Annotated in this window: 22 protein-coding genes and 1 pseudogene; 14 read left to right on the forward strand and 9 right to left on the reverse strand. The window is 67.6% G+C overall.

What is annotated here, in order from left to right; genetic code table 11:
* Window positions 1–11: 11 nt before the first annotated feature.
* From OHB12_RS18250 to OHB12_RS18270, 5 genes are read left to right on the forward strand one after another with little or no spacing between them, the layout of a single operon-like run.
* Window positions 12–1,241, forward strand: coding sequence for an Rv3212 family protein (locus OHB12_RS18250; protein ID WP_327109819.1), 1,230 nt, complete (start codon window positions 12–14; stop codon window positions 1,239–1,241).
* A 39-nt stretch (window positions 1,242–1,280) separates the two neighbouring features.
* Window positions 1,281–1,793: a nitroreductase/quinone reductase family protein gene (locus OHB12_RS18255; protein WP_327109820.1), complete on the forward strand. Its 513-nt coding sequence runs from the start codon at window positions 1,281–1,283 to the stop codon at window positions 1,791–1,793.
* A 48-nt stretch (window positions 1,794–1,841) separates the two neighbouring features.
* On the forward strand, window positions 1,842–2,447 hold the full coding sequence (locus tag OHB12_RS18260; RefSeq protein WP_327109821.1) for an acid phosphatase: 606 nt from the start codon (window positions 1,842–1,844) through the stop codon (window positions 2,445–2,447).
* Window positions 2,444–2,974 (forward strand): GNAT family N-acetyltransferase, encoded by a 531-nt coding sequence (locus OHB12_RS18265; protein ID WP_327109822.1) that lies wholly within the window; start codon window positions 2,444–2,446, stop codon window positions 2,972–2,974. Before OHB12_RS18260 ends, OHB12_RS18265 begins: the two co-directional genes overlap by 4 nt.
* 11 nt (window positions 2,975–2,985) lie before the next feature.
* A complete protein-coding gene (locus OHB12_RS18270) occupies window positions 2,986–3,723 on the forward strand; it encodes an endonuclease V (protein WP_327109823.1) in 738 nt (245 codons plus the stop codon).
* Here the strand turns inward: OHB12_RS18270 and OHB12_RS18275 are convergent.
* Window positions 3,702–4,115, reverse strand: coding sequence for a hypothetical protein (locus tag OHB12_RS18275; protein WP_327109824.1), 414 nt, complete (start codon window positions 4,113–4,115; stop codon window positions 3,702–3,704). The two genes, OHB12_RS18270 and OHB12_RS18275, sit on opposite strands and share 22 nt — an antisense overlap.
* Before the next feature lie 283 nt (window positions 4,116–4,398).
* Between OHB12_RS18275 and OHB12_RS18280 the strand changes: the two genes are divergently transcribed.
* Both OHB12_RS18280 and OHB12_RS18285 read left to right on the forward strand, forming a co-directional pair.
* Entirely contained in the window at window positions 4,399–5,343 is a 945-nt protein-coding gene (locus OHB12_RS18280) for a diacylglycerol/lipid kinase family protein (RefSeq protein WP_327109825.1), read from the forward strand.
* A 252-nt stretch (window positions 5,344–5,595) separates the two neighbouring features.
* Window positions 5,596–5,850: a WhiB family transcriptional regulator gene (locus OHB12_RS18285; RefSeq protein ID WP_011211115.1), complete on the forward strand. Its 255-nt coding sequence runs from the start codon at window positions 5,596–5,598 to the stop codon at window positions 5,848–5,850.
* A 360-nt stretch (window positions 5,851–6,210) separates the two neighbouring features.
* On the opposite strand, the gene OHB12_RS18290 is transcribed toward OHB12_RS18285, so the two are convergent.
* Window positions 6,211–7,725 carry a sensor histidine kinase gene (locus OHB12_RS18290; RefSeq protein ID WP_327109826.1) on the reverse strand — a complete coding sequence of 505 codons (1,515 nt, stop codon included), beginning with the start codon at window positions 7,723–7,725 and terminating at the stop codon, window positions 6,211–6,213.
* Window positions 7,726–7,747: 22 nt separating this feature from the next.
* Complete coding sequence (locus OHB12_RS18295; protein ID WP_327109827.1) at window positions 7,748–7,963, reverse strand: biotin/lipoyl-binding carrier protein; 216 nt, start codon at window positions 7,961–7,963, stop codon at window positions 7,748–7,750.
* A gap of 90 nt (window positions 7,964–8,053) precedes the next feature.
* On the opposite strand from OHB12_RS18295, the gene OHB12_RS36385 reads away from it, so the two are divergent.
* Entirely contained in the window at window positions 8,054–8,128 is a 75-nt protein-coding gene (locus tag OHB12_RS36385; protein ID WP_022597109.1) for a 50S ribosomal protein bL37, read from the forward strand.
* Window positions 8,129–8,344: 216 nt separating this feature from the next.
* Here the strand turns inward: OHB12_RS36385 and rsrA are convergent, their stop codons facing one another.
* Both rsrA and OHB12_RS18305 read right to left on the reverse strand, forming a co-directional pair.
* Entirely contained in the window at window positions 8,345–8,581 is a 237-nt protein-coding gene (gene rsrA / locus OHB12_RS18300) for a mycothiol system anti-sigma-R factor (protein ID WP_327121213.1), read from the reverse strand.
* Between the two features lie 85 nt (window positions 8,582–8,666).
* Complete coding sequence (locus OHB12_RS18305) at window positions 8,667–9,299, reverse strand: sigma-70 family RNA polymerase sigma factor (protein WP_051169214.1); 633 nt, start codon at window positions 9,297–9,299, stop codon at window positions 8,667–8,669.
* 295 nt (window positions 9,300–9,594) lie between these two features.
* On the opposite strand from OHB12_RS18305, the gene ybaK reads away from it, so the two are divergent.
* The gene (gene ybaK / locus OHB12_RS18310; RefSeq protein ID WP_327109828.1) at window positions 9,595–10,089 is read left to right on the forward strand and encodes a Cys-tRNA(Pro) deacylase; all 495 of its coding nucleotides are present in this window, start codon (window positions 9,595–9,597) and stop codon (window positions 10,087–10,089) included.
* A gap of 72 nt (window positions 10,090–10,161) precedes the next feature.
* The gene (locus tag OHB12_RS18315; protein WP_327109829.1) at window positions 10,162–10,482 is read left to right on the forward strand and encodes a hypothetical protein; all 321 of its coding nucleotides are present in this window, start codon (window positions 10,162–10,164) and stop codon (window positions 10,480–10,482) included.
* 63 nt (window positions 10,483–10,545) lie between these two features.
* On the opposite strand, the gene OHB12_RS18320 is transcribed toward OHB12_RS18315, so the two are convergent.
* A complete protein-coding gene (locus OHB12_RS18320) occupies window positions 10,546–11,337 on the reverse strand; it encodes an SOS response-associated peptidase (RefSeq protein ID WP_327109830.1) in 792 nt (263 codons plus the stop codon).
* A 166-nt stretch (window positions 11,338–11,503) separates the two neighbouring features.
* On the opposite strand from OHB12_RS18320, the gene OHB12_RS18325 reads away from it, so the two are divergent.
* Window positions 11,504–13,012: an aldehyde dehydrogenase family protein gene (locus tag OHB12_RS18325; RefSeq protein WP_327109831.1), complete on the forward strand. Its 1,509-nt coding sequence runs from the start codon at window positions 11,504–11,506 to the stop codon at window positions 13,010–13,012.
* A gap of 190 nt (window positions 13,013–13,202) precedes the next feature.
* On the opposite strand, the gene OHB12_RS18330 is transcribed toward OHB12_RS18325, so the two are convergent.
* The 3 genes and pseudogenes from OHB12_RS18330 to OHB12_RS18340 all read right to left on the reverse strand — a co-directional run.
* A complete protein-coding gene (locus OHB12_RS18330) occupies window positions 13,203–14,387 on the reverse strand; it encodes an NAD(P)/FAD-dependent oxidoreductase (protein ID WP_327109832.1) in 1,185 nt (394 codons plus the stop codon).
* An 82-nt stretch (window positions 14,388–14,469) separates the two neighbouring features.
* A complete protein-coding gene (gene sigJ, locus OHB12_RS18335) occupies window positions 14,470–15,414 on the reverse strand; it encodes an RNA polymerase sigma factor SigJ (RefSeq protein ID WP_327109833.1) in 945 nt (314 codons plus the stop codon).
* A 207-nt stretch (window positions 15,415–15,621) separates the two neighbouring features.
* Window positions 15,622–15,732 (reverse strand): annotated as a pseudogene (locus OHB12_RS18340) (DUF5131 family protein); the annotation flags it as partial.
* A gap of 244 nt (window positions 15,733–15,976) precedes the next feature.
* Between OHB12_RS18340 and OHB12_RS18345 the strand changes: the two are divergent.
* From OHB12_RS18345 to aroA, 3 genes are all read left to right on the forward strand, one after another.
* Window positions 15,977–17,161: an NAD(P)/FAD-dependent oxidoreductase gene (locus tag OHB12_RS18345; RefSeq protein WP_327109834.1), complete on the forward strand. Its 1,185-nt coding sequence runs from the start codon at window positions 15,977–15,979 to the stop codon at window positions 17,159–17,161.
* A 78-nt stretch (window positions 17,162–17,239) separates the two neighbouring features.
* The gene (locus OHB12_RS18350; RefSeq protein WP_327121217.1) at window positions 17,240–18,175 is read left to right on the forward strand and encodes an RNA polymerase sigma-70 factor; all 936 of its coding nucleotides are present in this window, start codon (window positions 17,240–17,242) and stop codon (window positions 18,173–18,175) included.
* A 348-nt stretch (window positions 18,176–18,523) separates the two neighbouring features.
* Entirely contained in the window at window positions 18,524–19,816 is a 1,293-nt protein-coding gene (aroA, locus tag OHB12_RS18355; RefSeq protein ID WP_327109835.1) for a 3-phosphoshikimate 1-carboxyvinyltransferase, read from the forward strand.
* Window positions 19,817–19,930 lie beyond the last annotated feature (114 nt).

The raw sequence follows: 19,930 nt of genomic DNA on the forward strand, positions 1-19,930 counted from the left end.
GTCTCGCACTCGTGCTCGCACCCGAGCGGCGGACGCGCGCCGACATCATCTCCGCACTGACAATCGCGGTTCTCATGGTGGTCGCGGGGATCGTGGTATGGGCACGCGGTGACTCGCACGGCACCGAATCGGTGACCGCGGCGACCACCGTGCCGACGCCGGTCGCGGCCGATCGGCTGCCGACCTCGCTGCGCGAACTGTGGCGTGCGCCGGACAGCGCGAGCGCGCGAGCGCTCGTGTCCGGCGGCGTCGCGTTGACCGGTGCCGACGGCACCGTGACCGGCCGCGATCCGCGCACGGGCGACCAGTTGTGGAAATACCAGCGCGACATGCCGCTGTGCGGGATCGAGGGCCAGTTCGGGATGGTGGTCGCGGTGTACCGCGACCACCGCGGCTGCAGCCAGGCAACCTTGCTCGCCGGAGACAGCGGCGCCCGGCGAACCGCGCGCAGCAGCTACATGGATCCGAGCGTGCGGCTGTCGGTCGACGGCACGTATGTGGTCGCTCAGGGCCCGGAGCGGCTCGAGGTGTGGCGCTCGGATCTGGTGCGCACCCTGGAGTACGGCTTCGTCGACGCGCCGGTGAACGTGCGAACCCAACCGCGCAAAGGCTGCACGCTGCTGTCTGCGAGTTCCAGCCCCTCCCGGCTGGGTATTCTGGAACGCTGCCCCGCTGACCCCGCCAATCGGCTGACCGTGCTCAACCCGGCGCCGAAGGACAACACGGTGCCCGAAGAGTACGGCTCGCACGTCTTAACCGGTCCCGGAGCCGAGTCTCCCGACGCGCGGGTGATCGCGGTGTCCGACAGCCGAATCGTGCTGTACCTCCCGGGCGCATCCGCGGGCCCCGAAAAGCTGCCGCCGCGCCTCGCGGTGTACGACGGGAACGGGAATCCGATTGTGTTGCATGATCTTTCGGCACCGCTGAGCGAAACGAGCACAACGACCCGGATCGGCTCGGCATACCTGGTGTTCACCGGCAACAGTGTGATCGCCCTGAACGGCAGCACATTCGACCCGCTGTGGACCGCGGGCGGAGCCCTCGGTGCGCCCGCGCTCATGGCGGGCAAGCTGCTGCTGCCCACCACCGGTGCACTCGCTGTCCTCGATCCTGCCACCGGCGCCGCGGTCGGGCGCCTGCCGGTGGAGCGGACCGGCTACACCGGAACGCCCATCTCCCTCGCGGTGCTCGGGAACACCGTGCTCGAACTGCGCGACGGACAGCTGCACGCCCTCGGCTGACCGCCGAATCGTGTCGGTGCCTTCCGGCACACTCGGCGCATGAACGAAACAGAGTCCACCGCATCGGAATCCACACGCGCCATCACGTCCTACGACGATCCGGACGCGCCGTGGAACCAGGAGTATTCCGACGCGGAGATCGCCCACTGGAACGACGGAGTGATCCAGGAGTTCCGCGACAACGGCGGCAAAGTCGGCGGCGCCTACGAGGGCGGTGAACTGTTGCTGCTCACCACAACCGGGGCAAAGAGCGGCAAGCAGCACGTGGTCCCGCTCGGCCTGCTGCGGCGCGGCGAGAGCCTGTACGTGAGTTCGTTCATCGAAGACAAGTACCCGGCCTGGTACTTCAACGTGAAAGCCGATTCCCGCGTCACCGTCGAGTTGGGGTCGACCACCTATCGAGCCACGGCGCGGGCACTGGAAGGCGCCGAGTACGACGAGTACGCGGGCTGGGTGACGGCGAACAATCAGCTACTCGCGGAGTACCAGGCCAAGGTCACGCGTCCGTTGCCGCTGGTCGTGATCGAGCTCGGACAGCCGATCCGACCTTGACCGGCCCGGTGCGGGCAGCGCTGCGCGGGCGTGGCCATGATGGGAGACATGTCCGTACTCGACGACGCCCGCGTTGTGCTGCTCCGGCACGGTGAGACCAGCTGGTCCACCCAGCGGCGGCACACCGGCCGCACCGATCTGCCGCTCACCGAGCGCGGCGAGGAACAGGCCAGGGCGGCGGGCACCCTGCTGACCGCGCTGAACCTGCGGGACCCGCTGGTGCTCACCAGCCCACGGCAACGCGCGGTGCGCACCGCGGCACTGGCCGGGTTCACCGACATCGTGGTCGACGACGACCTTGCCGAATGGGACTACGGCGCCTACGAGGGGTTGACCACCCCGCAGATCCGCGAGTCCGTACCCGACTGGACCATCTGGACCGGAGCGGTCCCCGACGGCGAGACCGCCGACCAGGTGCGTGCACGCACGGACCGGGTGCTCGCCTCCGTGGCACCGGTGCTGCCGGACCGGGATATCGTGCTGGTGGGGCACGGCCACTCCTCCCGGGCGCTGATCGCCCGGTGGGCCGAATTCGACATCCGTGAGGGCCGCCGCTTCGCCATGTCGACCGGCGCGCTGACCGTGCTCGGCTACGAACACGACGCGCGAACCATCCACGCGCACAACCTGCTACCCAACGGAGCATCACTGTGACCCGATCCGGCCCCGCCGCCACCGACTCCGCCGCCGACCTCGGCGCGGCCGTCCTGCGCCGCGCCGTCCCCTCCGACGTGCCCTCGCTCGTCGACCTCGTCCACGATCTGGCCGAATACGAGAAGGCGCAACATGAGTGCACGGTCACCGCCGAGCAGCTGGACACCGCGCTGTTCGGGCCGGAACCGAAAGTCTTCGCGCACGTGGTGGCGGACGACACCGGTCTGGTCGGCTGCGCCATCTGGTTCCTCAACTTCTCCACCTGGGACGGGGTGCACGGCATCTACCTGGAGGACCTGTATGTCAAGCCGGAGACCCGGGGCAAGGGCTACGGCAAGGCGTTGCTGGCGGCGCTGGCGAAGGAGGCCGTGGACAACGGCTACAGCCGCGTCGCCTGGTCGGTGCTGACCTGGAACAAGCCCTCGATCGACTTCTACGAGTCGATCGGCGCCGTGGTGCAGGACGAGTGGGCCGGCTACCGTCTCGCTGGCGCCGCTCTCGGCACGCTGGCCGCCGAGGCGCGGTAACGGCACCGGCCATGTCGTGGCTCGCGCACGTCGATCGTGTTTCCTGGCCGACGACCGCCGAGGAGGCCATCGCGGTCCAGGACGACCTGCGGCCGCGGATCGATCAGCGCACCGCGCCTGGCACGCGGTTCCACACGGTGGCCGGGCTGGACTCCGCCTACGACGACACCGTCGTAGGCGGAGCCGTCGCCGCGGCAGTCGTCCTGGACGCCGCCACGCTGAGGCCCGTCACCTCCACCGTGGCGCACAGCGTCGCCACTTTCCCCTACCTGCCCGGCCTGCTCGCCTTCCGCGAGATCCCGACCACCCTCGCCGCCCTCGAAAAGCTCGATACCGCACCCGATCTGCTGATCTGCGACGGGCAGGGGCTCGCGCACCCGCGCCGTTTCGGTTTGGCCTGCCACCTCGGACTGCTCACCGGAGTGCCGACGATCGGCGTCGCGAAGACCGTGTGGGGCGACTACGCCGAGCCCGGCCGGGAGCGTGGCGCTGCCACCGACATCACCATCGACGGAGAGGTGGTCGGTCGCGCGCTGCGCACCCGGACCGGCGTGAAACCAGTCTTCGTCTCCGTCGGCCACCGCATCGACCTCGACACGGCGTGCGCGCAGGTGCTCGCCCTGACCCCGCGCTACCGGCTGCCCGAAACCACCAGGCACGCCGACCACCTCTGCCGTGCGGCGCTGCGCACCGCCCGTCAGCCTGCTTCCGGAGCGGCTGCCTCGAACTACTCCGGCTCGACCCCGTAGTCCTGCGCCATCCAGCGGGTCGACGGCGGCGCGAACAGCAGCACGAGCGCGGCGACCGCGACGATCCCGAGCAGCGCGCCGTAGACCGGCTGGTGCGAATCGGTGAGCAGCGACCACGTCACCGGAAGCAGCAACAACTGGGCGATGACGGCGTTCGCGCGACCCCGGCGCTTCCCGAGCAGCAGCGCGATGCCCGCGGCCAGCACCGCGCCACCGAGAACACCGAACCAGGCGGCCGTACCGTATCCGCTTGTCACGCTCTGGTCGTGGCCTAGCAGCCCACGCACAACCAGCACGACCGCCACGACCACGGCGGCCACCCCCTCGAGGGTCACCACACCACCGGCTGCACGCACCGTCGTCGGCACACCGGCTGACCCCTTGTCGCTCATCGGGCTGCCTCGCCGACACTCGGCTCCGTCGTGCACGACCGAGCACTGTGTCCACGGCTCACTCGCTGACGCTCGCTCATGTGGGCACCTCGCCAGGGCTCGGCTCCGCCATGACCGAGCGATGCTCGGCCGTGCTTGTTGTTCGCTGGCTGCGCTCGCTCACGCGGCAAGCCTACGACCCGGACGAACGGGACACCGCCGTGGCGTCGTCCGAGGGACGCGATCCTCCGGGGTCTCGTTTGCCGCTTTCCGGCACGGCTCCGGAGCGAACTAGGCTGCGAAGGTGCGGACGCTCCTGATCGTGAACCCGAATGCCACCTCGACTACGCCGGCAACCCGGGACCTGCTGGCGCACGCGCTGGAGAGCCGCACCCAGCTCACCGTTGCACACACCCAGCACCGCGGCCACGCCGCCGAACTGGCGCAGTGGGCCGCTACCAACGAGATGGACCTGATCGTGGTGCACGGCGGCGATGGCACCGTCAACGAGACCATCAACGGTTTCCTACCGCTACCCGAACTGAACGACGGCCAGGCCTGGCTGCCCCGCCTCGGCGTGATCCCCGGCGGCTCGGCGAACGTCTTCGCCAGAGCGCTGGGCATCTCGCCCGACCCGGTCACCGCGACCAACCAGCTCATCGACCTGCTTACGCTGGACAAGGACCGCCGCATCGGGCTCGGCATGGCAGACGACCGCTGGTTCTGCTTCAGCGCCGGCGTCGGCCTGGACGCCGACGTGTGCGAGGCGATCGACGCCAGCCGCGCCGATGGTCACGCGGCCACCCCCGCACGCTACGTTCGAACAACTGTGCGACAATTCTTCCGAGCCAGGCGCAGCGAACCGAGCGTTCGGGTCGAAATCCCGGGCCATGCGGCCGTGGACGGCGTGCATTACGCCTTCGTTACGAACACCACACCGTGGACCTATCTGAACGCCACCCCGGTGCACACCAACCCGGGCACCCGGTTCGAGAGCGGACTCGGACTGTTTGCTGTGCGCTCGATGGCGGTGCTCCCCACCCTCCTGCTCGCGCGTCAGCTTCTCGCCGCTGACGGAAAACCCAAGTCCCGCAATCTATTTCGCGAAGATGACGTTCCCGCCGTAAGAATCGAGACCAAGGAACCCATCGGCCTGCAAATCGACGGCGATTTCATCGGGAAGCGCAACGTGGTGGAGTTCACGTCAGTACCGAACATCCTCGGGGTGATCGCGCCTCAGCCTGATTGAGTGCGAAACACTGCGAAAAACATCGCGGTTGTGCTGCAAAAACCCGGTAGAGCGAGTACAAAGGACCGGGCAGGTTCCCCGTAGGGGGACCTTGAGAGCGTGAGCTTCCCCACGGTGCACCGCATGCCTATTGACATCTACGGTGTTCGTGAAAGCATTCACAAGCAACCGTGCGGAAACATTCGAGTCGCACAAGTGAACGAACCAGAAACCGTAGGCGCCCTGTGCGGCGCCCAGCAAAGGAGCAGAGGAATGGACTGGCGCCACAAGGCCATCTGTCGCGATGAGGACCCCGAGCTGTTCTTCCCGGTGGGTAACAGTGGTCCGGCGCTCGCACAGATTGCCGATGCCAAGCTGGTCTGCGCTCGCTGCCCCGTCACCGCCGACTGCCTGTCCTGGGCCCTGAAGTCCGGACAGGATGCCGGTGTGTGGGGTGGTATGAGCGAGGACGAGCGCCGGGCGCTCAAACGCCGAAACGCGCGCACCCGCACCCGCACCGTCGTCTAGCCAGACGATCCGCCTTACCGGGCCATTCAGCCCGGCCCGGTAACGCATCTTCAGCCCGGCACCCACAAAGGTGCCGGGCTGTGTTCTGTTTGCGGCTGTGTTTGTCCGCCGGCGCCGCGTGTTCGCCGCCCAGTCCACAAGACACAGCCGAATCACTGGATGCTGCAGTTGCGGCGCGACGCAACCACACCGGCCCAACCCCCACTTCCGAGCGCAGCGAGACCTAGCATTCCCCTGTTCGCGGCCCGGCTCGCGTCCGAGCGGCCGACGCGTCCGCGACGAAGTCGCCAGCGTCGGCCGCTCGGACGCGAGCCAAAAGGGGGCCGCGAACCCGCCGCGCCCGCGCGGCCAAAAACACAGCTACCGCGCGGAGCGGCGGCCGAGGGGGACGCGCAGCACCGCGTCGGTGCCGATGTCGGCACCGGGGTGCAGGCCGATGGAGCCGCCCAGTTCAGCGGTCACGAGGGTGCGGACGATCTGGAGGCCGAGGCGGTCGGAGGATTCCAGGCTGAAACCGGACGGAAGGCCGCGGCCGTCGTCGCTGATGATCACGTCGAGCCAGCGGGCCGAGCGTTCGGAACGGATGGTGACGGTGCCGTTCTCACCGGAGTCGAAGGCGTGCTCGATGGCGTTCTGCACCAGTTCGGTCAACACCATCACCAACGGGGTTGCGCGTTCCGCGGAGAACACACCGAGCGAACCCGCCCTGCGCACCTTGATCCGGGCGGTGTGCACGGTGGCGACGTCGGCCATGATCGGCAGCAGCCGGTCGACGACCTCGTCCAGGTCGACCTCTTCGTCCACCGACATCGACAGCATCTCGTGCACCGACGCGATCGAGGTGACCCTTCGCACCGACTCGGTGAGCGCCACCTGCGCCTCCTCGTTCTCGGTGCGGCGAGCCTGCAGGCGGAGCAGCGCGGCGACGGTCTGCAGGTTGTTCTTCACCCGATGATGGATCTCCCGGATGGTGGCGTCTTTGCTGAGCAGCGCGCGGTCGCGGCGCTTGACCTCGGTGACGTCGCGAACGAGTACGGCGGCGCCTGCCAGTTCACCGTGCGGGCGCAGCACCAAAGTGCGCAGCAGCACGGTCGCGCCGCGCGCCTCGACCTCCATGCGCCGTCCGGTCCGCCCGGCCAGGGCGGCCTGGATGTCGCCGACCACTTCTTGCGCGTCGAACGGGTCGGTGATCAACGAGCGGGTGGTGACGGCGAGATCCTGTCCCGCGAGATCGGCCTGCAAACCCATTCGGTGGTATGCCGACAACGCATTCGGGCTGGCGTAGACCACGATGCCCTCGGTGTCGAGCCGGATGAAACCGTCCCCGGCGCGCGGGCTGGAATGGGTGGCCGCACGGTCCTCTGTGGTCGGAAAGCTGCCGTCGGCAATCATCTGGCACAGGTCGTCCGCGCAGGCGAGGTAGGCGATCTCCAGTGTGCTGCGTACCCGGGAGCGTTGCAGGTCGGTGTCCCGGCTGAGCACCGCGATCACGTCGTCGCCGCAGCGCACGGGAATGGCCTCGCGGACCGCGTGCACCGGGGGCGGATGGTAGACGCCGGAGGCCTCCACATCGCTGTCCGCGCGCACGATCTTGCCGGTCACCAGTGCGTCGAACACTTGAGGGTGATCGGTTTTCAGGGCAAGCGTGCCGACCATGTCCTCCTGATGCACGGTGGGCGCGGTGGTGGGGCGGCACTGGGCGACGCATACGATGTCGGCCCCCGCCGATACCGGGCCCGCTCCGACCCAGAGCAGGAGGTCGGCGAAGGACAGATCGGCGAGCAGCTGCCAATCGCCCACCACCCGTTGCAGATGGTCGACGGCGACGCCGGGTAGATCGGTGTGCTCGGCTAGGAGCTCGCTGAGAGTCGCCATAGAGGTCTACCGCCGCAATCGGTCAGGAGATGACCGCGATCAGGTGGCCCGCCTTGATCGCGTCGCCCTCCTTGACGCCGATCGAGGTCACCGTGCCGCTGGACTCCGCGACCACCGGGATCTCCATTTTCATCGACTCGAGGATCACCAGGGTGTCGCCCTCCTGCACGTCGGTGCCTTCCTCGACGACCACCTGGTAGACGACAGACACCAGCTCGGCGAGCACTTCCTCAGCCATGACACCCCATTCCCTCGTTGGCCTGTATCCGCTGACGGTACAGCCAACCACACATGAAACAATGTGCTTCAACCAGAAGGGAGACTACTCATGGGTAAGCGCGGACGTAAGAAGCGTAGCCGGAAGGGCAATGCGGCCAACCACGGCAAGCGGCCCAACGCCTGAGCTGTGTTGCTTTTGCAGCGCCTGCGGCGCTGCGTGTTCACGGCCCCTTAAAGGCTCGCGTCCGAGCGACCGCCGCTGGCGACTTCGTCGCGGCCGCGTCGGCCACTCGGACGCGAGCCGGGCCGTGAACGGGCAATGCTCGGTCTCGCTGCGCTCGAAAGCAGGGGTGGGGCCGATGTGGTTGGGCTGCCAACACGCCCCGCCCGCCGCGGCCGATTACTCGACTACGCGGCGGATCTCGATGGTCAGCCGCTCGCGTAGGGAATCGGGCGCGCGGTCACCGCCGCACTTGCGGCTGAGCAAACCCTTGATCTTCTCCTCGATGCCGTAGGCCTCGATACAGGGGCTGCAACGGTCCATGTGGTGCTGCAACCGGGCTCTGGTGGCGTCGTCGCATTCCCCGTCCAGCATCAACCACACATCGGCGAGTACCGCCGTGCAGTCGAGATCCATGTCGGGGTCCCGCTCGCTACTCACGACTCCACCTCGCCGACGCTCGGTTCCGTCGTGGCGTTTGCGGTTCGCTCGCTACGCTCGCTCACTGCTTGACCTCCTGGCGTTCCCCCGAACGGTTGAATCCGCGCTCGCGCGCCACATCGGCGAGCAAACCCTTCAGTTGCTTGCGGCCGCGGTGCAGCCGGGACATCACCGTACCGATGGGAGTGCCCATGATGTCGGCGATTTCCTTGTACGGGAAGCCCTCGACGTCGGCGTAGTACACCGCCATCCGGAATTCTTCCGGCAGTTCCTGCAGTGCCGCCTTGATGTCGTCGTCCGGCAGCGCGTCCAGCGCCTCGACCTCGGCCGAGCGCAGCCCCTGCGAGGTGTGCTCGGCGGTCGCGGCCAGCTGCCAGTCGGTGATTTCGTCGGTCGGGTACTGCGCGGGCTGTCGCTGCTTCTTGCGGTAGGAGTTGATGTAGGTGTTGGTCAGGATTCGATACAGCCAGGCACGGAGGTTGGTGCCTTCCCTGAAGGACTTGAATCCCTGAAACGCCTTGACGTAGGTCTCCTGCACCAAGTCCTCGGCGTCGGCCGGGTTCCTGGTCATACGCAGCGCGGCGCCGTAGAGCTGGTCGAGCAGCGGGAGCGCGTCCCGCTCGAACCGCTGAGCCAGCTCGGCATCGTCGACCGCGGTGACATCGTCGGCCACCACGTCATCGTCGCTCGTCACACCTGTCCCTTCGATCGCCGTACTTGCCAAATCTACCGGCAACGGCACGTCGAGCGAGAATCCGGCTCGTCTCGGTAACGCCTCCGCCCATACCGGACGATCGTCGAGCAGCACGGGCACCGACATCTCCTTCACGTCGTTCACGGGGCCTGGTCACGTGCGACAGAGGGGTGAAGTTCCTCCAAGCGCTATGTATCGGCTACAACATGCGCGGCCCGCGCGGTGTTCCCGTGACCACTGTCCGGCAGCAAAAGCCGTTGCCGTCCCGACAGGTCGCGCCGTTAAAGTTTCGGCCATGGCAGGAGCCTCGACCCCGGCGATCCGCACTCTGGCCCAGGCCCGGGTCGCCCACCGTGTGCACGTCTACAAGCACGATCCGCGTACCGACTCCTACGGCACCGAGGCGGTCGACGCGCTCGCCGCCGAGCTCGGGCTCGCGGCCGAGCAGATCTTCAAGACCCTGGTCATCGAGCTGACCACCGGCTCGCTCGCGGTGGCCGTGCTTCCGGTGCCGAACACGTTGTCACTCAAGGCCGCCGCCGCGGCTCTCGGGGCGTCGAGGGCGAGCATGGCCGACAAGACGCGGGCGGAGAAGACGACCGGGTACGTACTCGGCGGCATCTCCCCGCTCGGCCAGCGCAAGCTGCTGCCCACCGTGGTCGACGCGTCCGCGTTGTCCTGGGACCGGGTGCTGTGCAGCGCTGGGCGGCGCGGACTGGAGATCGAGCTGGGGCCCGCCGATCTGGTCCGGCTGACTTCCGCGGTGACAGCGCCGGTGGCGTCGGTGTAATTCGACCCGATTCGCTGTGATCTGTGCGTTACTGAACGGGCCAGGTTCATTCGACTCGAGGATGTGATGCGAATGTCCGCGCAGCATTTGCGCACCATGATCGTCGCGTTGTTCGGAGCTCTCGTCTTGGCTCTCGGTTCGGTGACGCTCTTTGCCGCTGAGTCCGCCGCAGCGCCGAACACCCCGTCGATCACGCAGGTCAGCGACTTCCCCTTCGACGGCCTAGGCGCCGATGACGCCCCATCCGGTGGGGTCAAGCTGAAGAAGGACGACAAGTCCGAGAAAGCCGAGAAGCTCGGCGGAAATGTGACCAGCAAGATCATCGATCTCTTCGTCGGGGTTATCAAGTGCGGGCTGAATATCATGACCCCGACCGTGAAGTGCTCGTTCTGATCGGCTGATCTCGACGAACCGGGCAGTTCGGCTGCCCGGTTTCGTGTCTCTCGGTCGGGTCCATCAGAGCAGACTGATCTGCCCGTACTCGGCTCGGTCCCGCACTCGGGCAAGCAGTTCCGGCCCATTGTTGCGCACGCTGTTGACCAGCGCGGGTACCGGCCGCGGCACGATCCCTGCGACCGCCTCTTCACTCGGGCTGTCAAGCAGGCCGGCCGGAGCTGGATGATCCGGATCCAGCCAGGCGTCCCAGTGCTCCTTCGGCATGGGCAGCGGCATCCGGTCGTGGACGCGGGTCAGGTCGCCGATCGCGTCGGTGGTCAGGATGGTGCACGACAGTAGCGGTTCGCTCTCCGGGTGGGAACGATCGCGCCACACCGACCACAGGCCCGCCATGTAGAGGCGGGAGCCGTCGGCATTCGCCATGTAGTACGGATGCTTGGCGACTTTGCCCTTCGCGCCCGGCTCGGCGGTCGGGGCAACGATCCACTCGTACCAGCCGTCCATCGGCACCAGGCAGCGTCGATATTTCACCGCATCGCGGAAGGCCGGCGTGGTGGCGGCCTTGTCCGCGCGGGCGTTGAACAACGGCTTGCCCTTCACCGGGACGCCGCGCTCGGCGGCCTTGGTCCAGACCGGGATCAGCCCCCAGCGCATGCGCCGGATACGCAGTGTCGGACTGTCGTCCTCGCGCCCTTGTTGGTGCCGCTCTACCACGGTGAGGACCTGGGTGGTCGGGGCGACGTTGTAGTTGGTGAACGCCGCTGGAGCGCCTTTGGTCTCGGTCTCATCAATCGCGTCCAGCTCGACCGCGAGCCTGCCTGGGTCGGTAGTGGTCGCATATCGTCCGCACATATCCCGATACTCCCACCCGTCACCGACAGTCTCGGGGACAATCGATCAGTAGTTGATGACTAGTTGAGAGTTTTGAAATAACATTCTCTCACAGGGTGGCCACTACGCCCACTCACTCGGGCGTGCGCACCAACCAGCCACCGCAGACGGCACGAGGAGACCCACTGTGACATCCACCGACACCAAACCGGCCGATCACGATACGGCACTCACGTCGGTCAATCCGGCGACAGGCGAGGTGATCGGCACACACGTCATCGCCGACGACGACGCGGTAGCCGCTGCGGTCGAGAAGGCCCGCGCTGCGGCGGCGACCTGGGGCGCGCTGAGCTTCGACGAGCGACGCGGGTACCTGCTGCGCTGGTCGAGCAGGTTGGTGCAGAACTCGGAGAAGTTCTGCGAGCTGATCCACGCCGAGAACGGCAAGCCGCTCGACGACGCCTTCCTGGAGCTGATGCTCGCGCTCGAGCACATCGCATGGGCGGCCAAGCACGCCAAGAAGATTCTCTCCCCCAAGAAGATCTACCCCGGCGCTCTGATGTCGAACTTCGCCGCCCGGCTCGAGCAGCGTCCGCTCGGCGTCATCGGCGTGATCGGTCCGTGGAACTACCCGGTCTACACCCCGAACGGCTCCATCGCCTACGCCCTGGCCGCGGGCAACACCGTGGTGTTCAAGCCGAGTGAATTCTCCACGAGCATCGGCAATTTCCTCGCCGACGCGTTCGCCGAGGCGAACCCCGAACTGCCCGAGGGCGTGTTCGTCACGATCAACGGTTACGGCGCCACCGGCGCGGCGCTGGTCCGGTCGGACGTCGACAAGATCGCCTTCACCGGCTCCACGGCCACCGGTAAGCGGATCATGGCCGCCGCGGCGGAGAACCTCACCCCCATCCTGCTGGAGTGCGGCGGCAAGGACGCGGTGATCGTCGCGGCTGACGCCGACATCAAGGCCGCCGCCGACGCCGTCGCCTGGGGCGCTACCGCCAACAGCGGCCAGACCTGCGCGGGTGTGGAGCGGGTGTACGTGGACCGCTCGGTGCGCGATAAGTTCGTCGCCGAGGTCAAGCGCATCCTGACCGACATCAAGCCCGGCTCCGACGACAAAGCAGCCTACGGTCCGATGACCATGCCGAGCCAGGTCGATATCGTGCGCCGCCACATCGAGGACGCACTGAAGAGCGGCGGCACCGCGGTGCTCGGCGGGACGGAGTCGGTCAAGGCCCCATTCATCGAGCCGGTCGTGCTCATGGACGTGGACGAGAGCTCCGAGGCGGTGTGCGAGGAGACCTTCGGCCCCACCGTCACCATCCGCACCGTGGACAGCGTGGACGAGGCGGTCGAGCTGGCCAACAACTCCAAATACGGCCTGGCCGCAGCGGTGTACTCGAAGGAGAACGGCCTGGACATCGCACGCAGACTGCGTGTCGGCGCCACCTCGGTGAATTCGGTGCTCGCCTTCGCCGCCATCCCCGGCCTGCCCTTCGGCGGAGTCGGCGACTCCGGCATCGGCCGTATCCACGGCGAGCCCGGCCTGCGCGAATTCGTCCGCCCGCACTCGATCGCGCTGCAGCGCTTCGCCATCCCCGGCATGGCGCTGCTCAGCTATTCCCGCACCAACTCCACCATGAAGCTGCTCCGCAAGCTGGTTCCGTTCCTGCACGGACGGCACAAGTAAGGAAAAGCAAAGCTGCACAAGGGGTTCGGGTACTCGACGCCATGTCGGGTGCCCGCCCACTCCACCATTGGCACGTACACGGCAACCGTCACAGATTCGGAGGAATCCGACCTGCGGGAATCTTTGCGGCGGAAGTAGAACGGGCCGTGTCGGATCGTCCCGCCCGACACGGCCCATACGGAGCGCGGCGTCACGCGGTGAGGGCGCGGATCGGCTCGGCGGTGGTGATGTGACGGCGGCGGGACGGGAGCATCGATGTCGGGTGCGAGATGCTCCAAGCCGCGCTCTTGCAGACGAACTCCTTGAGTCGCGCGGCCGCCCGGCCGGTGAAGGCGGAGGGCTTGGGCTGATCGTCGGCGGTGACCCACTGCACGACGGCGTCGCGGCGACCGAGGCTGACGCACTGGCCGGTGTAGCCGATCGAATTGCGCGGAATCTTTCGGCCGGTCAGGCGTGCGGCGATGGCGTCAGCGGCCTGATAGGCCGTAGGGACACCCGAGGCGCAGGACATGCGCAGCGGATCGCCGTTCGCCCCGGGGGCGAGCGCGGCGTCGCCGACGGCGTAGACGTCGGGGTGCGAGACCGACCGCATCGTGTCATCGACGACGACCTGCCCCGTCGCCGACACCCGCAGGGTGGTGGCCGCGGCGATCGGGTGGACGGCGAAACCGGCTGTCCACACGGTCATTCGGGCCGGGATCGTGCGGCCGTCGGTGGTGCCCGCGCCGGTCCGCTCGACGCGGGCGATATCGGTGTGCTCGCGCACGGTGATGCCGAGCCGGCCGAACGCTCTGCGCAGATGCTGTTGCGCCTTCTCGCTCAGCCAGTCGCCGAGGCCGCCGCGAGCAACGAGGGCGACCTCGAGATCCGGTCGGGCTTCGGCGATTTCGGTGGCGGCTTCGATTCCGGTGAGGCCACCACCGACGACCAGCACGGTCGCACCCGCGCCCAGGCTTGCCAGACGCTCGCGCACCCGCAGCGCGGACTGCTTGCCGGCGATGGTGTAGGCGTGCTCGGCCACACCGGGCACACCGCAGTCGGCGGCGTCGCTGCCGAGGGCGTAAACGAGAGTGTCGTAGGCGATCTCGCGGGAGCCATCGGCGGCGTCGATGTCGACCGTCTTGCGGTCGGCATCGACCGCGGTCACCCGCGCCAACACCACCCGCACGCCCGTGTCGGCGAAGACATCGGTCAGCACGCGGCTCTTCAGCTCCTGACCTGCCGCCAGCTGGTGCATGCGGACCCGCTCGACGAACTCGGGATCGGCGTTGACGAGGGTGATTTCGACATCGGCGGGGTGCAGCCGCTTGGCCAGCCGACCGGCGGCGTTGGCTCCAGCGTATCCGGCGCCGAGAACGACGATGCGGTGCTTCATAGTCTCACTCCTGTCTGGGTGGTGTTCGCTTCTTGAACCGGACAGCGGCGCGAAACCTGACAGAAGTGAACTGTGATCTAGGTCACCACCCCGCGAGGAGGGGGTCTGCGTGCTCGGATGCGGCCCAGTGGCGTGTGGCCCGTTCGAGCTTGCTCGGGTTGGCTTGCGTGTGGACGGCCGCGATGCCGTTGGTTGTCACCTCCAGGGTGATGACGCCGACGACCCGATCCCCGACCATGATCACGAGTGCGGGCACGCCATTGACCACTGCGGCGAACAGGTCGGCACGGCCGCCGATCGTCGCCCACTTGTCCGCAGTGGGCTCGAACAGGCGGCGCAGGAACCGCGCCACCCGCAGCGCGCCGGTGATCGGATGCGGCAGAGACGTCACCACGCCACCACCATCGCCCGCACTGACCGCGTCGTCAGCCAGCAATCGCACCAGCGAGTCGGTGTTGCCGCTGAGCGCCGCGGCCAGGAACTCCTCGACGACCTTGCGGGCGGCAGCCTCATCGACTTCCACGCGGGTCCGGTCGTTGGCCACGTGTTGTTTGGCGCGCCGGTAGATCTGATAGCAGTTGGACTCGGTGAGATCGAGGATTTCGGCGATCTCGCTGTGCGCGTAGCCGAATGCCTCGCGTAGCACGTACACGACGCGTTCCTTGGCTGACAGCCGTTCCATCAGGGTGAGCATTGCGATCGACACCGATTCGCGCTGCTCGACGGTGTCGGCCGGGCCGAACATACGGTCCCCGGCAAAGATCGGCTCGGGCAGCCACTGGCCCACATATGCCTCTCGCCGTGCCCGTGCCGATGCGAGCTGGTTGAGGCAGATGTTGGTGAGCACCTTCGTCAGCCACGCCTCGGGCGTCTCGACGAACTCGCGGTCAGCGGCGTGCCAGCGCACAAACGTATCCTGTACCGCGTCCTCGGCATCGCTCGCCGAACCCAACAGGCGATACGCGATCGCCTCCAATCGCGCCCTGGAGTTCTCGAACACCTCAACCGCACGCGCACCAGCCGACATGGCTCGAAGTTAACCGCCGCTGGTCGCTTCCGCTAGTCGCTACGCCGCCGCCCGCACCGACCTGCATGCCTGGCGAGAGACACCATCGGGCCCGCCCAGTGCCGTTTCACGCGCTGTCAGTGAACCGCCGGTACGGCCGGAACCGTCATCAGGCCACCGGCACCCGCAGCCGTCGGCGCAGGTGCGGGTGAACAGGAACCCGCCGAGGTCCATCGGGCCCAGCAGCGGCTCGCACGACAGGAACCGCACCGCAGCGGGCACTGCGAGCAGGTCGGTGATGCGGTGGGTGACCGCGCCGTTCTCGACGCCGGCGCCCAAGAGTTCCGGTAGTAATCGCACGAAAACAACGAATATGGCTGGGCCAGCAGCGATGGCGGGTTGCCGGTTCCGGCTGCGGGCGCTGCTGGTGTCGCAGGACGGAGCGCCCGGCCGCCCGCAGTTTCAACCCCATTGCCGCCACGCCGAATCGCAGTGACGCAGGTCACAACAACGAGTTGTCACGTTCGGACGGGTTGTCTTGTCCCATAGCCGACCACGCAGAACGAGCCCCAGGGAGCAAGCGATGAACACCGACACCACCACCCGAGAAATCGTCGTCGTCGGCGCCGGCTACACCGGCATGCTGGCCGCCATCCGGCTGGCTCGCAATACCCGCAAACTGGATGTGCGCATCACTTTGGTGAACCCCTCGGTCCGCTTCACCGAGCGGCTGCGCATGCACCAGGTCGCCGCCGGCCAGGAATTGGCCAACCACGATATTCCCGCCCTGCTGACCGGTTCGGGCGTCGACTTCCACCAGGCCGCCGCCACCACCATCGACGCCGAGGCCCGCCTGATCACCCTCGACAACGGCGCGATCCTGCACTACGATAACCTCGTCTACGCGCTCGGTAGCAGCACCGACACGAGCACCGTCCCCGGGGCGAACGAGCACGCCTGGACACTCAACGATCCCCGCCTGGCGCACCGCTTTTCGCAGCGCCTGACCGAAGTGGCCCTGGCCGGTGGCCGTGTCTCCGTCTGCGGCGGCGGACTTACCGGCATCGAAGCCGCCGCCGAGATCGCCGAGGCACACCCGGGCCTGACCGTCACGCTCGTCAGCCATGCCGAACCCGGCTCGATGATGGGAGACAAGGCCCGCGCCTACCTGAACCGAGTCCTCGACCGGCTCGGCGTGGTCCGCAGGGTCGGCGTAAAGGTCACCAAGGTGCTGCCTGATGCCGTGCGACTGGACACCGGTGAACTGATCGCCTCGGAGCTGACCTTGTGGACCACCGGCGTCAAGGTCTCACCACTGGCCGCTCAGGCCGGAATAGCCACGGACGCAAAAGGTCTCATCATCACCGACCCCACCCTGCGCTCGGTGTCGCACCCGGAGATCCACGCCATCGGTGACGCCGCGCTGGTTCAGCAGAACTGGGGCCAGGTCCACGGCACCTGCCAGAGTGGTTTGCCCACCGCCGCCTACACCGCCGACACCCTGGCCCGGCTGCTGCACGGCAAGACCGTGAAGCCATTCCGCTACGGCTACTTCCACCAGCCGGTGAGCCTGGGCCGCAAGGACGCCGTCATCCAGTTCACCAATGCCGATGACACCCCGAACCGCTGGTACCTCAAGGGCAAGGCCGCAGTCGCCTATAAGCAGTCGGTGAGCAGCACCCCGCCGCTGGCCTTCAAGATGAGCAAGTACATGAAGGCGCAGGTGCAGCTGTCCAAGGGCGGCCGCGCCACCCGCGAGACCGCATGATCCCCCGAGGCGGAGGCCGGATGACGAATCCGGCCTCCCAGTGGACCCCGATCCCCAAGACCAGTAGATATGAGTCCCATGCAGGACCACAACACCGATAGGCAGCCCCGCGCCGCCGAGCGGACCGACGCACCGATCGACCCCTTCGTCGAACACCGCCGCCTGCTCTTCAGCACCGCCTACCAGATGCTCGGCAGCGTCGCCGACACCGAGGACATCCTGCAGAATGCCTGGCTGAAATGGAACGCGGCAGACCGGGCTTCGGTCGAGCACCCCAAGTCCTACCTGATCCGCACCGTCACCAACCTCTCGCTCAACCGCCTCACCTCCGCCCGGGCCACCCGCGAAACCTATGTCGGGCCATGGCTTCCCGAACCGCTGCTCACCGCACCCGACACCGCCGAGGAGATCGAAATGGCCGACACCGTGTCGACCGCCATGCTGGTCGTCCTCGAAACCCTCAATCCCACCGAGCGCGCTGTCTTCGTACTGCGCGAGGTGTTCGGTTACACCTACGCCGAAATCGGCGGCTTCCTGGACCGCCCCGAGGCGACCGTCCGTCAGATCTCGCACCGTGCGCGCAATCACGTGCAGGCCCGCCGCCTGCGCTTCGACGCCGACGACGAATCCCGCAGGGAGATCACCGACAAGTTCATGGCCGCCTGCCACGGCGGCGACCTCAGCGCCCTCATGGAACTGCTCGCCCCCGACGTGACCTTGTGGAACGACGGTGGCGGCATCGTCACTGCGGCCCGCCGCCCGCTGCACGGCCCGGACCATGTGGCGCGCTGGATGCTGGGCGTCATGGCCAAGCCGGTCTCCGCCGGCATCCGCCTCACCTCCGCCATTGTCAATGGCGAACTCAGCATTATCGGCGTGATCGGAGACTACCGGGTCGGCGCGCTCACCTACGACATCGTCAACGGCCGCATCGAAAACATTCGCTTCCAGGTCAATCCGACCAAGCTCGGTGGAATCCAGTCCGCGGGCGAAGCCTCCTCTGAGGGACTGTAAGACCGGAAATGTAGAGCTGAGGACGGCGAGAGTCGACAGCCAGCGGGAATCGCCCTTGGCGAGTACCAGGTGCGCGCGCGTGCTGCAGCAGGTCAGGGTGAGACGTTGAGCGAGGGCTCGTGGAGTCGCCGTCATCCGCCGCCTCTATGCCATCGGGCCGCCTATCGCCGCATCGGCGTCTGTGCTTCCTCAACGTCCGAGGGGCATACGAGCACGCCGAATACGGGATGGCACCGGTCGCAACTCCTCAGCGCCGGATCGGGCGGATTACTCCTCGACCCCCATCAGGGGCCCGCGAACACGCAGCACCGCAGGCGCTGCAAAAATACACAGTGCGATGATGGACGAGTGACTTTCTGGCCAGCGCCCCATGTCGATGTCCCCGTGCACGCGACCGTGACCCTGCCCGGATCCAAATCGATCACGAACCGGGCCCTCATCCTGGCCGCCTTGGCCGACGGACCCTCGACGATCACAGGCGCGCTGCGCAGTCGGGACACGAACCTGATGATCGCCGCGCTGTGCGCGCTCGGCGCGCGCATCGAGGGTGACGGCGACACACTGTCCGTCACCCCGGCCGCGCTGCGCGGCGGCACGGTCGACTGCGGACTCGCGGGCACCGTGATGCGCTTCCTCCCGTCGGTCGCGGCGCTGGCGTCCGGCGATGTCGCGTTCGACGGTGACGAGCAGGCCAGGATCCGCCCGCTTCGCACGATCCTCGACGCATTGCGCAGCCTCGGCGCCGACATCGACGGCGACGCGCTTCCGTTCACGGTGCACGGAACCGGCGCGCTGCGGGGCGGCACGGTGACTATCGATGCGTCCGGGTCGTCTCAGTTCGTGTCGGGCCTGTTGCTTTCGGCGGCCCGCTTCGCGGAGGGTCTCGTCGTGCACCACGACGGCAAGGCGCTGCCCTCGATGCCGCACATCGAGATGACCGTCGAGATGCTGCGCCGCGCCGACGTGCGGGTCCAGGCGCCGGCGGACAACCGCAGGGCGCAGATCTGGACCGTCGAGCATGGTCCGATCCGGGCGGTGGATTGGGAGGTCGAGCCGGATCTGTCCAACGCAACCCCGTTCCTTGCCGCGGCCGCGGTCACCGGCGGTGAGGTCAGCATCCCGCACTGGCCACGGTTGACCACTCAGCCGGGCGACGTGATCCGCGAGATCCTGGTGCGGATGGGCGCCGACGCGCGAATCTTCGACGGCGTCCTGACCGTGCACGGCCCCGACCGGCTCGCGGGCATCGACATCGACCTGCACGACGTGGGCGAGCTGACCCCGACCGTCGCCGCGCTGGCCGCGCTGGCCGATTCCCCGTCCTCACTGCGCGGGATCGCGCACCTGCGCGGACACGAGACCGACCGGCTGGCCGCATTGTCCACCGAGATCAACCGGCTCGGCGGTAGGGTCACCGAAACCGAGGACGGGCTGGAGATCGTGCCCGCGGAGTTGCACGGCGGCAAGTGGCACTCCTACGCCGATCACCGGATGGCAACGGCGGGAGCAATTCTCGGCCTTCGGCTGCCCGGCATCGAGATCGAGGACATCGGGACTACCGCCAAGACGCTACCGAACTTCGTCTCACTGTGGGAGCGGATGCTCGACCCCGCGCTATCCGGCCAAGGAGGAGTGCGCTGAGCCGGGCAGGACGCTCCACCGCCAGCTACGACGAATCCGACGTCCGGGTCCGTCCGGGGCGAAGTTCCCGCCCCCGCACCAAGACCCGGCCACAGCACAGCAATGCCGAAGCCG

This window comes from Nocardia sp. NBC_01730 (assembly GCF_035920445.1).
Lineage (GTDB): Bacteria > Actinomycetota > Actinomycetes > Mycobacteriales > Mycobacteriaceae > Nocardia.

What these genes read in the sequence shown, in the direction of transcription:
- OHB12_RS18350 (WP_327121217.1), top strand. Translation starts at nt 17,240, where the DNA reads ATGCAGGACCACAACACCGATAGGCAGCCCCGCGCCGCCGAGCGGACC.
- OHB12_RS18285 (WP_011211115.1), top strand. Translation starts at nt 5,596, where the DNA reads ATGGACTGGCGCCACAAGGCCATCTGTCGCGATGAGGACCCCGAGCTG.
- OHB12_RS18290 (WP_327109826.1), bottom strand. Translation starts at nt 7,725, where the DNA reads ATGGCGACTCTCAGCGAGCTCCTAGCCGAGCACACCGATCTACCCGGC.
- OHB12_RS18315 (WP_327109829.1), top strand. Translation starts at nt 10,162, where the DNA reads ATGTCCGCGCAGCATTTGCGCACCATGATCGTCGCGTTGTTCGGAGCT.
- rsrA (WP_327121213.1), bottom strand. Translation starts at nt 8,581, where the DNA reads ATGGATCTCGACTGCACGGCGGTACTCGCCGATGTGTGGTTGATGCTG.
- OHB12_RS18320 (WP_327109830.1), bottom strand. Translation starts at nt 11,337, where the DNA reads ATGTGCGGACGATATGCGACCACTACCGACCCAGGCAGGCTCGCGGTC.
- OHB12_RS18275 (WP_327109824.1), bottom strand. Translation starts at nt 4,115, where the DNA reads ATGAGCGACAAGGGGTCAGCCGGTGTGCCGACGACGGTGCGTGCAGCC.
- OHB12_RS18255 (WP_327109820.1), top strand. Translation starts at nt 1,281, where the DNA reads ATGAACGAAACAGAGTCCACCGCATCGGAATCCACACGCGCCATCACG.
- ybaK (WP_327109828.1), top strand. Translation starts at nt 9,595, where the DNA reads ATGGCAGGAGCCTCGACCCCGGCGATCCGCACTCTGGCCCAGGCCCGG.
- OHB12_RS18330 (WP_327109832.1), bottom strand. Translation starts at nt 14,387, where the DNA reads ATGAAGCACCGCATCGTCGTTCTCGGCGCCGGATACGCTGGAGCCAAC.
- OHB12_RS18295 (WP_327109827.1), bottom strand. Translation starts at nt 7,963, where the DNA reads ATGGCTGAGGAAGTGCTCGCCGAGCTGGTGTCTGTCGTCTACCAGGTG.
- OHB12_RS18260 (WP_327109821.1), top strand. Translation starts at nt 1,842, where the DNA reads ATGTCCGTACTCGACGACGCCCGCGTTGTGCTGCTCCGGCACGGTGAG.
- sigJ (WP_327109833.1), bottom strand. Translation starts at nt 15,414, where the DNA reads ATGTCGGCTGGTGCGCGTGCGGTTGAGGTGTTCGAGAACTCCAGGGCG.
- OHB12_RS18270 (WP_327109823.1), top strand. Translation starts at nt 2,986, where the DNA reads ATGTCGTGGCTCGCGCACGTCGATCGTGTTTCCTGGCCGACGACCGCC.
- OHB12_RS18345 (WP_327109834.1), top strand. Translation starts at nt 15,977, where the DNA reads ATGAACACCGACACCACCACCCGAGAAATCGTCGTCGTCGGCGCCGGC.